10 protein-coding genes are annotated in these 12,519 nt (G+C 36.6%); 4 read left to right on the forward strand and 6 right to left on the reverse strand.

The window, feature by feature from the left end; all coding sequences use genetic code 11:
* Positions 1–44: 44 nt before the first annotated feature.
* On the forward strand, positions 45–2,183 hold the full coding sequence (gene scpA, locus ACP7AT_RS11085; RefSeq protein ID WP_426064379.1) for a methylmalonyl-CoA mutase: 2,139 nt from the start codon (positions 45–47) through the stop codon (positions 2,181–2,183).
* A gap of 330 nt (positions 2,184–2,513) precedes the next feature.
* On the forward strand, positions 2,514–3,032 hold the full coding sequence (locus ACP7AT_RS11090; protein ID WP_426064380.1) for a hypothetical protein: 519 nt from the start codon (positions 2,514–2,516) through the stop codon (positions 3,030–3,032).
* A gap of 71 nt (positions 3,033–3,103) precedes the next feature.
* On the opposite strand, the gene ACP7AT_RS11095 is transcribed toward ACP7AT_RS11090, so the two are convergent.
* The 5 genes from ACP7AT_RS11095 to dapF all read right to left on the reverse strand — a co-directional run bounded on the left by ACP7AT_RS11095 (position 3,104) and on the right by dapF (position 7,266).
* Positions 3,104–3,745 (reverse strand): peptidoglycan-binding protein LysM, encoded by a 642-nt coding sequence (locus tag ACP7AT_RS11095; RefSeq protein ID WP_426064381.1) that lies wholly within the window; start codon positions 3,743–3,745, stop codon positions 3,104–3,106.
* Between the two features lie 97 nt (positions 3,746–3,842).
* A complete protein-coding gene (locus ACP7AT_RS11100; protein WP_426064382.1) occupies positions 3,843–4,757 on the reverse strand; it encodes a DUF2279 domain-containing protein in 915 nt (304 codons plus the stop codon).
* A gap of 2 nt (positions 4,758–4,759) precedes the next feature.
* Positions 4,760–5,800: an endolytic transglycosylase MltG gene (gene mltG, locus ACP7AT_RS11105; RefSeq protein ID WP_426064383.1), complete on the reverse strand. Its 1,041-nt coding sequence runs from the start codon at positions 5,798–5,800 to the stop codon at positions 4,760–4,762.
* A gap of 96 nt (positions 5,801–5,896) precedes the next feature.
* Positions 5,897–6,430 carry a GNAT family N-acetyltransferase gene (locus ACP7AT_RS11110; protein WP_426064384.1) on the reverse strand — a complete coding sequence of 178 codons (534 nt, stop codon included), beginning with the start codon at positions 6,428–6,430 and terminating at the stop codon, positions 5,897–5,899.
* 32 nt (positions 6,431–6,462) lie between these two features.
* The gene (dapF, locus tag ACP7AT_RS11115; protein WP_426064385.1) at positions 6,463–7,266 is read right to left on the reverse strand and encodes a diaminopimelate epimerase; all 804 of its coding nucleotides are present in this window, start codon (positions 7,264–7,266) and stop codon (positions 6,463–6,465) included.
* Positions 7,267–7,403: 137 nt separating this feature from the next.
* Here dapF and ACP7AT_RS11120 point away from each other — a divergent pair, with 137 nt between their 5' ends.
* Together ACP7AT_RS11120 and ACP7AT_RS11125 are read left to right on the forward strand one after the other, a co-directional pair.
* Positions 7,404–8,804, forward strand: coding sequence for a trypsin-like peptidase domain-containing protein (locus ACP7AT_RS11120; RefSeq protein WP_426064386.1), 1,401 nt, complete (start codon positions 7,404–7,406; stop codon positions 8,802–8,804).
* Positions 8,805–8,962: 158 nt separating this feature from the next.
* Entirely contained in the window at positions 8,963–10,411 is a 1,449-nt protein-coding gene (locus ACP7AT_RS11125) for a glyceraldehyde-3-phosphate dehydrogenase (RefSeq protein WP_426064387.1), read from the forward strand.
* A gap of 391 nt (positions 10,412–10,802) precedes the next feature.
* On the opposite strand, the gene ACP7AT_RS11130 is transcribed toward ACP7AT_RS11125, so the two are convergent.
* Complete coding sequence (locus ACP7AT_RS11130) at positions 10,803–12,209, reverse strand: APC family permease (protein WP_426064388.1); 1,407 nt, start codon at positions 12,207–12,209, stop codon at positions 10,803–10,805.
* Between the last annotated feature and the right edge of the window lie 310 nt (positions 12,210–12,519).

Below are 12,519 nucleotides of genomic sequence, written 5' to 3' on the forward strand. Positions count from 1 at the left end.
AAAGTAATTAAAATTTCAAAAACTATAATCTTTGTACTAAACAAATGAAAAGAAAAGATTTACAACATATACAATTAGAAAGTACAACGCTGAACGTGAAGAATGAAAATTCTTCAACTGATGCATTTCTTACCGCCGAGGGAATCGAACTAAAACAAACGTATTCGGAACAAGATATTGAAAACCTTACTCATCTTGATTTTGGAGCTGGATTTGCCCCGAATTTACGCGGACCTTATGCAACAATGTACGTTCGCCGACCTTGGACAGTGAGACAGTACGCCGGATTTTCAACCGCCGAAGAAAGCAATGCTTTTTACAGACGAAATCTGGCTGCGGGTCAAAAAGGACTTTCCATAGCTTTTGATTTACCTACGCACCGCGGTTATGATTCCGATCATGAACGTGTTGTAGGTGATGTGGGAAAAGCAGGAGTTGCGATTGATTCCGTGGAAGATATGAAAGTATTGTTTGACCAAATTCCGCTAGATGAAATGTCCGTTTCGATGACGATGAATGGCGCTGTTTTGCCCATTATGGCTTTCTATATTGTCGCCGCCGAAGAACAAGGCGTACAACCCGAATTACTTTCCGGTACAATACAAAATGATATTTTAAAAGAGTTCATGGTGCGTAACACGTATATTTATCCGCCAACTCCTTCGATGAAAATCATTGCTGATATTTTTGAATTTACCAGCAAAAAAATGCCGAAATTCAACTCGATTTCAATTTCAGGATATCACATGCAGGAAGCCGGTGCCACTGCAGATATTGAATTGGCGTACACATTAGCCGATGGTTTAGAATACATTAGAACAGGACTTGCCACAGGAATGAAAATTGACGAGTTCGCTCCTCGCCTTTCTTTCTTTTGGGCCATTGGAATGAATCATTTTATGGAAATTGCCAAGATGCGCGCCGGAAGAATGATCTGGGCAAAACTGGTGAAACAATTTGAACCAAAAGACGATAAATCATTAGCCTTGCGAACCCATTGTCAGACTTCGGGTTGGAGTTTAACAGAGCAAGATCCATTCAACAATGTGGCCCGAACCTGCATTGAAGCAGCCGCAGCAGCTTTTGGAGGAACACAATCTTTACACACCAATGCATTGGATGAAGCCATAGCTTTACCAACGGATTTCTCTGCAAGAATTGCCAGGAACACACAACTTTATTTACAGGAAGAAACTAAAATAACCAAAACCGTTGATCCATGGGCTGGCAGTTATTATGTCGAAAGCCTGACAAATGAAATTGCCGAAAATGCTTGGAAACTTATCGAAGAAGTAGAAGAACTAGGCGGAATGACCAAAGCCATTGAATCTGGAATTCCAAAACTTAGAATAGAGGAAGCGGCAGCCAGAAAACAAGCCAGAATAGATAGCGGTCAGGATATTATTGTGGGTGTAAATCAATATCGATTAGAAAAAGAAGATCCTTTACAAATTTTGGATGTGGATAACCAAATGGTCCGCAAGCAACAATTGGAACAATTAGACCGAATCAAAGCAACCAGAGATACTGAAAAAGTGCAGGATTCGCTGAAAAAATTAATCCTTTGTGCGCAAACCGGTCAAGGGAATTTACTGGAAATAGCCGTTGAAGCCGCTAGAAATCGAACTACGTTAGGAGAAATCAGTGATGCGCTTGAAACGGTTTTTGGAAGATACAAAGCACAAATTAAATCCTTTAGCGGTGTGTATAGTAAAGAAATAAAAGACGACAAAAGTTTTGAGAAAGCAAAGCAATTAGCAGATGAATTCGCAAAAAAAGAAGGACGCCGCCCTCGAATTATGATTGCAAAAATGGGACAGGACGGACACGATCGTGGTGCCAAAGTAGTCGCTACCGGTTATGCTGACGTCGGTTTTGATGTTGATATTGGTCCACTTTTTCAAACACCAGCCGAAGCGGCTAAGCAAGCTGTAGAAAATGACGTTCATATCTTGGGAGTTTCCTCATTGGCGGCAGGACACAAAACGCTGGTACCACAAGTGATTGAAGAACTAAAAAATTACGGTCGGCAAGATATCATGGTGGTTGTTGGCGGAGTTATCCCTGCACAAGATTATCAGTTTTTATTTGATGCTGGTGCAGTTGCTGTTTTTGGACCCGGCACAAAAATCAGCGAGGCGGCTATTAAAATATTAGAAATTTTAATGGGAAGTTTCGAATAAAAACTATACCTAAAAATTTCATTACTTATAAAGCATCAATCGAAAAGTTGGTGCTTTTTTTTATGGTAACATATTAAAAATAAGGTGTTTAATTCCTATTAAAAAAAATCGTAATGAGATATTTTTATTAACACTGGATATAGAATTCATTAACAGCCAAGCCTTTAAAAAATAGGTAAATTTACATAGGCTGATGTTAATTAATCCATTAAAATACTGATATTCAATTTATTAAAACATTTAAAAAAAGTGTAAGTAAAAAACGAGCCTGGGCATTCATTAGTGTATTACAAGTGCAATAACTCAATAATTAATTTAAAACTAAATATTATGAAATCACTTATTATCATTTTCATTTTAACCATTACTATCGCAACGAATGGTCAAGTAACCGAGAAAGGAAAAATCAAAATTGAAGAACTGCCCGGAGTTGTAATTAAAAGAGTTGGAACTGATTTTTCTGTATATATTCCTGACAATAATCCTGATCAAAGGGTAAAAATGGTGGAAGACCAATTTATTGCTTTTGATCTGGGAAAAGGTGCTGAAGGTTTTGAAGAATACCTTGTAGTAATGGAAGCAAAAAACGGCTCTTTGACTGCTACCTATAATGAAAACGGAAAATTGGTGCGTGTAGTAGAAAATTTTAAAAACGTTCAACTTCCAAGTGAAGTTATCTACTCCATTTACAGAACATATCCTGGTTGGTCTATTGTAAATGATAGTTTTCTTTATACTCAGGAAGATGGAGACGTAATCAACAAACAATATAACATTAAAATTAAAAAAGATAAGGAAGTCGTTAAACTATTAGTTCGTCCTAATGGGGAAATCCTAAAGGCAAAATAATCTAATTGAAAGTAACAAAAAATAGGCTGTCAACATTTTGACAGCCTATTTTTTATCATAAAAAAAAGTGATTACACTTTTTTTACTTTTGCATTAATATCGGCAATGATGAACGAAGTGTCATAACCTCCAAACATTTTTATATAACTTCGTATTGAGCTTCCGTAAGCATCCCTGAAATTGCGTTTGCCTTTGTGTTTAAAATATTTTTTTACAGATCCTGCACCTCCTAAATGTGCAGCAGCTAAAATGCCGGATTCCGTAATTTGGATACCATTTAATATTGTGCCCTCATATTTTTCAATTTCTGTTTTCAATTCCCATTTATTTTTTGCTAAAAGCGCCAAAAAAGCTTTTTCTTGAAGTTCAGGACTATTTAAAAAAGCGGAGCGATTGTATAAGCCAACTGATTTTAATGTTTCTATACCAAACTGGTATTTACCCATGTAACCCAAAGAATTGATTTTTTTATATTTATTTTCAGACTCTCTATAACCGATTGCTTCTTTGAAGCCGATAAAGAAATTTCCGGTATAAGGGATATTTAAATTGGTGTATTCTTCTTGTTCTTGTGATGGATATAAGTAGTGTGTTCCATCTTCTTCATTGATGAGAAACCATGGGTTGGTTTCTAAATTAAAAGGTCTAAAACCTGAGCTCAAAAAAACTGTAATTACAGTTAGACTTGTATAAAAATACCATTTCTTAATCATAAATTGTTTTTCTTCAAAACGCTGTACCGTTATGAAATTTCTACATGCAAAGATACAATAAAAATAATTATACTGATAATCAGGTAGTTAAACTTTTCTAAAAATAGATGAAGTGGTATTTTACATCGTTAAAACGAACAAACTCAATTGCCGGTGCAGGGATTTTAACTGTGTTAAAAACAGAAAAAACGGTCTTTAAAAAATGAGAATTTGTTTTTATTTTTGTTAAATCGACATCCAAACTAAGGTAAAATTGTCTGAATCTTTTTGAATTTGAAGTCGATAAGGCAACGCTGTAATCTCTGTTTCCGGTCAGCATTCCTTCCGCTCCATATCCAAAAGCTAAATTCAGCCATTTTGGTATTTTAGAACCTTTAGCAAAAGAATGTAAATTGACCGAAAGCCAATATGTTTGTCCATTGTAATCTTTTAAAATTTGCTCCGAGAAGGAACTACCTAGAACTTCTGGTCTAAAATTGGCATACTTTGTTGTATGAAAAGAGAATTTCGGCGTTATACGTTGTTCGTTCCAAATTAATTCCTGAGAAACATACAATGCTGTACCAGAAGCATTAGCAATTATATCGCCAGAAGAAGCACCCCAGTCAGAAGAATATCCGTCTAAAACCTCAACTGCGGTCAGAAATGCAAAGCCTAAACCCGCTCCATATAATAATTGATTTTTTTTATTGGCGCCGCTCCAGTGCAACATTTCAGCACCAAATCGGCCTAGCTGATACGACGAAAATACATGACCGGCTTTATCGATTTGAAGCCACTCTGCGTTATCATTTAAAAAATGAAAATCAGATTTGGAATAATTGGCGTACCAAAGTTGGTTTAAGCCTACCAAAGTTCCCGTGGCCAAAACAGCTTCCGAAATGACAACGGTATTTTGCCTTTTCTTATTTAAAGAATCGGATGGTTTAAAGAAATTATCCTCACGGTTTTGTGAAAAACCAATTTGAAATCCAATGAACAATAAAAATATCAGGAGTGCTTTAAATTTCAAAACTATCTTTTCACACCTTGACTGTTGATCCAATCCGAATATTTTTTGGCGTTTTTATTGTGTTCTGGTAAAGTAGCAGCAAACTCATGGTATCCGAAACGCTCTACACTTGCGCAGAAATAAATGAAGTTATTTTTCTCAGGGTCCAAAACAGCTTCTAACGCTGTGATGTCAGGCATAGCAATAGGTCCAGGAGGCAGACCAACATTCATATATGTATTATAAGGATGTGACATTGTCAGATCATTGTAAAAAACTCTTTTGATTACCTGATTAAAATCATTCGATTTCTTTTTCATCGCAAATATTACGGTTGGATCAGCTTGCAATGGCATTCCAGCTCTTAAACGATTCAAATAAACACCTGCAATCCTTGGTCTTTCATCTTTTTTTACGGATTCTTTATGAACGATTGAAGCCAAAATAGTCGCTTCAATTGGAGTTAAGCCTTGTTTTTGAGCTTTGGCGACTCTTTCCTTATTCCAAAAATTACGGTATTCCTTAATCATTTTATCCCGGAACTTTTCAGCTGTTGTGTTCCAATAAATCTCATACGTATTCGGAATAAACATTACCAAAATATTCTCTTCATTGAACCCGTTTTCTTTCAAGAAAATAGAATCTTTGAACGAATTCAATAATGATAAACTGTCGGCTTCAATTTGAGAACCCACACGTCCCGCTAAATTTTCTGCACGTTCCTGATTATTGAAAGCCAATTTTACGGGCGAATTAAGTCTCAAGGTTTTTACCAATTCATAACTGTTCATTCCTTTTGTGAATAGAAAACGCCCCGGAATCACATTGTCAGAATAACCTCTTTTGTTGGCCACCATTTCAAAACGCTCCATATTATCCACATAAGGTGCAATTATCTTTTTGACATCCTCGTATTTTGAATCAGTTGGGACATAGACAAACACTTCTTTATCTTCAAATTTTGTATTGGCGGCAAAAATCTGACGTAAAATAATCAGTCCGTAAATCATTAATATTGATATTAAAACAACAGACGTAATCGTGATGATTTTTTTGATATTCATATATGGTATTGTTTTTTCCCGGAATCATGATATGACCATTCTTCCTATTTACTTGATTTTAAAATGATATTGGTTCAAAATTAAAAAATTTAAAATTTAAAATTTAGTATTGACTAATTGAAAAATTGCTTCGTCTTTATAAATTCCGTTCACAAAGGTCCAGTCTTTCTTTACACCAATCATTTCGAATCCAAATTTAGTAAAAAGTGCTATACTAGCTTCATTTTCGGTACCAATATTTGCATATAACTGGTGTAAATTAAGATTACAAAAAGCATATTCGATTAATAACCCCAATGCTTCTGAACCAATATTCTGTTTTCGGTTTTCGTTGTCTTGGATAACAATACCAACTCCTGCCCTGTTATTCTTTGGATCAAAATCAAATAAATCAATTAAACCCAAGGCCGGAAAATCCTGATCGTGACAAATAGCCAATCGCAATTGCTTGGCTTCATAAATATCCTGATGGGCATTTTCCAAATATTGTTTGACCAAAAACCGGCTGTAAGGCGTATGCGTATTACTGACTTCCCAAATGCTCTGATCGTTTTCTATGGCATATACAAACTCCAAATCATTGGGTTCTAATGCACGAATATAGATGTTGTCGCCTTTTAATGTTTTCATTTAGGTATTTGGTTCTTGGTTTTGGGTTTTAGTTAAATCTCAATCGTTCCTTTAAATACAAATTCCGCTGGTCCTTTCAAGAAGACATTAGTAAACTGTTCTTCTTTTTTATCAAAAGAAACGACTAATTTTCCGCCTTCGACATTTAAATTTATTGCCGAAGCATTCGTTTTTCCTAAAACATTCATCGCAATTGCAACTGCCGTCGCTCCTGTTCCGCAAGAAAGTGTTTCATCTTCTACACCTCTTTCATATGTTCGTAACGAAAAAGTGGTGTCGTCAATTTGTTTGACAAAATTGATGTTACTTCCTGTTTTCCCATACAAATCTCCGTATCGGATCGCGGCTCCATTTCCCCTGATGTTGTAATTTTCTAAATCGTCTACCAATTGCACATGATGCGGCGAACCCGTATTTAGAAAAACATAATCTGAACTTACTTTTACCTGATCAACATCAATCATTTGAAGTGAAACCAATCCGTCATCCCCAATTGTCGCGTGGTGCAAACCATCTGTTGCTATGAAAGTAGTTTCATTCTCGATTATGTTCAGCTTTTTGGCGAAAGCCACTAAACATCTGCCACCATTACCACACATGGAACTTTGGTTTCCATCAGAGTTGTAATAGACCATTTTGAAATCTGTAGTCATTGCGAGATTTGGAGCAATCGTATTATTTTCCAATAAAATAAGACCATCGCCGCCTATTCCAAAACGTCTGTCACATAAATTAGCAATGAGTTGTGTATTTTCTTTTGGGAAAAATTCCGAACGGTTATCAACCATTACAAAATCATTTCCTGTTCCTTGGTATTTATAAAATTCTAGTTGCATTTTAATTTGTATTGATTCCAACAAAAGTACGAACTATTAATGAAATGTTAATCACTGTTAAAGAGCGTTAAACTGTATTTTAACAAAGCAATTTAGCTTTATTTTTACGAATAAATATCTTTAAAAACGATTTTAATATGAAAAAATTTTCAACTTTATTTTTAGTTTCGTTGTTGAGCGGAGCCATGACTCTTGGAGCTTACAAATTATTATTTGACACCAATGGATATTTTTCTAATGACAAAATTTCAGCAGTTACCATGGCATCGAATTCTTATGGCAAGAAAGTCGGATTATCCGCAGATGTGATTGATTTTACTGAGGCTGCAGAAAAAACCATCCATACGGTTGTTCACGTAAAAAACGTTTCGCGACGAACAATAACGAATCCCATGTTAGAATATTTCTATGGTTATAAAGGCGGACAATCGCAAGAACAGGTTGGGACGGGCTCTGGAGTAATTATTTCGGAAGATGGGTATATCGTAACCAACAATCACGTAATCAAAGGTGCATCTGAAATTGAAATCACCTTAAACAACAAAAAATCATATCAGGCAAAACTCATTGGAACCGATTCAAAAATGGATATTGCCTTATTAAAAATTGACTCGGAGGAGAAATTACCCTATACCGTTTTTGCCAATTCTGATGCGGTGAAAGTCGGCGAATGGGTTTTGGCAGTCGGAAATCCGTATAATTTAACGTCCACGGTAACGGCCGGAATTGTTTCGGCGAAAGCCAGAGATTTAGACACCAGCGGAATCCAATCTTTCATACAAACAGATGCTGCAGTAAACCCAGGAAACAGTGGTGGCGCCTTAGTGAACACGCGTGGTGAACTGGTAGGAATCAACACTATGATTTCTTCCATGACAGGTTCTTACGTAGGTTATTCCTTTGCGGTGCCTTCTAACATTGCCCGAAAAATCATTGAAGATTTAATGGAATTTGGGAATGTACAACGTGGAATTCTGGGGGTTGAAGGTGGCGAATTAAACGGAACTGCTTCTAAAGAATTAGGGATTTCTCAAACGCAGGGATTCTACATTAAGAAGGTAACAAAAAATTCCGGTGCTGAAAAATCAGGACTCAACAAAGGCGACATCATTATTAAATTAGACGAACTGAATGTTGCTACTTTTGCTGATCTTTCGGGATACATCAACACAAAAAGACCCAATGATAAAGTGCAGGTGACATACATCAGAGAAGGAAAAACGAAAAGCATTCCTGTAATTCTGAGCAAAAATGAATTTTTTAGTACGGAATTTAAAGGCATTGAATTAGAAAACATTGAGGCAGCTGACAAAAAGAAATTCAAAATTGATTATGGCGTGCGAATTAAATCCATAAACAGCCAAAATTTGAAACAATACGAAGACGAGTTGATAGGAAATATTATTTTGAGCATTGACAATATCAAAGCTACTGATGTGGAAACGGTGTCTAAACTTTTGAGTAAAAAAGAGGAAAGCCAAACGGTACGTATTGAAATGATTAATAAAAACGGTGAAGTACTGCGCGTGATTCTCTAACGCAATACTCTTTTCGAAAACTAAAGCCATCTTAAAAAATTAAGATGGCTTTTTATTTTGCAAATAATTCACAAAATAGCTTACGAAATCGATTGAAATGGGTATTTTTGCGCCAAATTTTAAAAAATACATTAACTTATTTTCATTAAATTTTTAACATGGACACCACAACTTTATACGAAAAAGAAGTTTCTTTTCAAGCCGACAGGAGACGTGCTGGAGTAAAACTGATTAAAATCATCAGCGATTTATGGTACGACAAAAGCATTGAAATGGTCTTATTTCGCAATCAATTAATTGACCGAAATGTCAGTGACATCATCAACCTGCATGAATATGCCGGAGAATTTGTGGGCAAACCCATTTCTATCTTTGATTCTGTTAAAATTGCAAAAGCTATTTTAGAATTGAATTTACCTCCTGCAAAATTAGACATTGGAAAACTTACGTATGAATACCATTTAGAAGATGAAAAATATCCTGATGCAAAGTATTTTGTAATTGACAAATTAAAGAACGCAAAAAACTCAGAGGAAATTCATCCAAAAGATGTTGTACTGTATGGTTTTGGGAGAATTGGTCGATTGCTTGCCAGAGAGTTAATGTCAAAAACTGGAAAAGGAAGTCAATTGCGATTGCGAGCAATTGTAACACGTGATAAAAATGATGCTACCACATTAGAAAAAAGAGCTTCCTTATTGCGATACGATTCTATTCATGGTGATTTTCAAGGATCTGTAACTGCTGATCCTGAAAATAATGCTTTAATTATTAACGGAACCACCGTTCATGTCATTACTGCAAATGCGCCTGAGGAAATTGATTACACGCATTATGGAATTGACAATGCATTGGTTATTGACAACACGGGTGCTTTCACCACACATGAAGCTTTGAGCAGACATTTAGTATCTAAAGGTGCTGATAAAGTATTGCTCACCGCTCCAGGAAAAGGAGTACCAAATATTGTTCATGGCGTAAACCAAAATGAATATAATCCGGATGAAATCAACATTTTTTCGGCCGCATCCTGTACTACCAATGCAATCACGCCAATCCTGAAAGTTGTTGAAAATACATTGGGAGTAGTCAAAGGACATTTAGAAACCATTCATGCGTATACAAACGACCAGAATCTTGTGGATAATATGCACAAAAAATACCGTCGTGGAAGAGCTGCAGCATTGAATATGGTGATTACCGAAACGGGCGCCGGAAGTGCTGTTGCAAAAGCATTACCCTCATTGGAAGGAAAATTAACCTCAAATGCGATTCGGGTTCCGGTTCCTAACGGTTCATTGGTAGTTTTGAATCTGGAAGTTTCAAAAACAACTTCGGTTAAAGAAATCAATGCCATCATGAAGAAATATGCATTGGAAGGGGAATTGGTTGAGCAAATAAAATATTCCATGAATAACGAGTTGGTTTCTTCGGATATTGTAGGAACATCAGCTCCTGCCATTTACGACAGTAATGCCACAATCGTTTCAAAAGACGGAAAAAACATCGTGTTGTACATTTGGTATGATAACGAATACGGATACAGCCACCAAGTAATCCGATTAGCAAAATACATTGCCAAAGTAAGACGTTTTACGTATTACTAGCCTGCCGTTTACAGGTTGTGGATTGCAGTTGTAATTTTTTTATTTTTAGTTTTTAGTCTCATTAGTTTTAAATTTAAAGCAATAGCAACCCAACCTGAATTCAATAGAAAATCCGTCGCGGTATCAAAACGAGACGGATTTTTTTGTTATAACTCTTTTGTTATTGTGCGGAATTGGCACGCAGATGACGCGGATTTAGCAGATTTTTTATTAAGTGTTACTGTCATTATTATACCGAATTAGCACGCAGATGACGCGGATTAAACAGATTTTCACTGATCTTCCCTGATTTTAAAAAAATCAAACTTGAAAAATGAATATATCAACCCTTCTACAATTCACGAAAAACCATTTACTTCTTACTTCTCACAATTCACTTCTCACTAAAAAACTACTCCTTAGCTTTCGTCAAATAATACACCGGAATACCAATCAGCATTATCAGAACTCCCCAACCACTGGTACTGGTTTTTGTATACAACAAAGCAATACAAATCGCCGTGGCGATAATTAGATACAATCCTGGCAAAAATGGATATCCAAAAGCTTTATACGGTCTTTCGGCATTTGGCATTTTCTTGCGCAGAATAAATATTCCAAGGATCGTAAGAATGTAAAATATCAAAACGATGATAACCACAAAATCCAATAAATCGCCGTATTTCCCAGTCAGACATAACGCCGAAGCCCAGATACACTGCGCCCATATAGACCAAGCCGGAACGCTGGCATGATTCAATTCAGCGGCTTTCTTAAAGAAAACACCGTCTTGCGCCATCGTATAATACACTCTCGCACCCGCCATAATCAATCCATTGTTGCAGGCAAAAGTCGAAATCATAATCATCACAGCGATAATTAGTGTTCCCACAGAACCAAAAATACTTTGCGAAGCCACAACAGCCACACGATCAGATTCAGCTGTAGCAATTTCATACAAAGGCACCACGGCCAGGTACATGATATTAGCCAAAATATAAATCACACTCACGATTAATGTTCCTAAGAACAAACTCAATCCCACGTTGCGTTTTGGATTTTTTATTTCTCCGGCGATAAAAGTGACTCCTTCCCAAGCCACACTGGAGAACATCGAACCTACTAAGGCAGCCGAAATTCCCGATATTAAAGCCGTTCCACTGATGGGCAACCACGAACCCGTTTCCACATTTAGTGATTGAGAAGTCCAGGCATTCGTCCAGTTCGCATCCCAAACTTCTGCTTTGGCAGCCATAAAACCAAAAATAATCAAACCAGCCAACGATAGAATTTTGATAACCGTCAGAACCGTTTGTAGAATCTTGGAGTTTTTCACCCCACGACTGTTGATGTAACTCAACAAAATAATGGTGAAAATAGAAACAATCTGAGCCGCATTGAGTTTGAAATCCCCAATCTCATATAAAATATTTTTATCACTTAAAGGCGCGTACAAATAGGCGGCAAATTTAGCAAAAGCCACACCCACGGCAGCAATAGTACCGGTTTGAATCACGGCAAAAAAGCTCCAACCGTACAAGAAACCCACCAGTTTCCCGTAAGCTTCCTTGATGTACACATATTGACCACCCGCTTTAGGAAACATCGCGCTCAACTCGCCATAACTCACGGCAGCAATCACCGTAATAGCGCCCGTAAGCACCCACATAGCAATCAACCAACCGGCAGATCCCAACTGGCGAACCATATCCGAGCTTACAATAAATATCCCGGAACCTATCATAGAACCCACCACAAGCATAGTTCCGTCGAGTAATCCTAATTCTCTTTTAAAATCGTCTGGTTTTTGGTCTTCCATATTTTTTTGGTTTTGGGGTTTTGCTTTTAGTTGGCTAAAGATATACTTTTTTTGGAAATTTCATAAAAAGGATGAAAAAAGTGAGATTGTTCCTTTGGGCGTGACCCTGCAGCAGCTTTGTCGTTCCTCCTCGCCACTTTGGGTCGGGCGGTACGCTGTATCTTTATTTTCTTAAAAAAAGAAAATAAAGGATGCCGCTTCCCTCCCTTACGCAAACCGAAATAAAATAACGTTTATTCTTTTCAAGAAAAATTGTAAGAAAAATTTAATATATTTGAGGAAGTATAGAACGAAAGAAATCTTCGCCAAT

This window comes from Flavobacterium sp. DSP2-3-1 (assembly GCF_049896865.1).
Classification (GTDB): domain Bacteria; phylum Bacteroidota; class Bacteroidia; order Flavobacteriales; family Flavobacteriaceae; genus Flavobacterium.

What these genes read in the sequence shown, in the direction of transcription:
- ACP7AT_RS11110 (WP_426064384.1), bottom strand. Translation starts at nt 6,430, where the DNA reads ATGAAAACATTAAAAGGCGACAACATCTATATTCGTGCATTAGAACCC.
- ACP7AT_RS11125 (WP_426064387.1), top strand. Translation starts at nt 8,963, where the DNA reads ATGGACACCACAACTTTATACGAAAAAGAAGTTTCTTTTCAAGCCGAC.
- mltG (WP_426064383.1), bottom strand. Translation starts at nt 5,800, where the DNA reads ATGAATATCAAAAAAATCATCACGATTACGTCTGTTGTTTTAATATCA.
- scpA (WP_426064379.1), top strand. Translation starts at nt 45, where the DNA reads ATGAAAAGAAAAGATTTACAACATATACAATTAGAAAGTACAACGCTG.
- ACP7AT_RS11120 (WP_426064386.1), top strand. Translation starts at nt 7,404, where the DNA reads ATGAAAAAATTTTCAACTTTATTTTTAGTTTCGTTGTTGAGCGGAGCC.
- ACP7AT_RS11130 (WP_426064388.1), bottom strand. Translation starts at nt 12,209, where the DNA reads ATGGAAGACCAAAAACCAGACGATTTTAAAAGAGAATTAGGATTACTC.
- dapF (WP_426064385.1), bottom strand. Translation starts at nt 7,266, where the DNA reads ATGCAACTAGAATTTTATAAATACCAAGGAACAGGAAATGATTTTGTA.
- ACP7AT_RS11090 (WP_426064380.1), top strand. Translation starts at nt 2,514, where the DNA reads ATGAAATCACTTATTATCATTTTCATTTTAACCATTACTATCGCAACG.
- ACP7AT_RS11095 (WP_426064381.1), bottom strand. Translation starts at nt 3,745, where the DNA reads ATGATTAAGAAATGGTATTTTTATACAAGTCTAACTGTAATTACAGTT.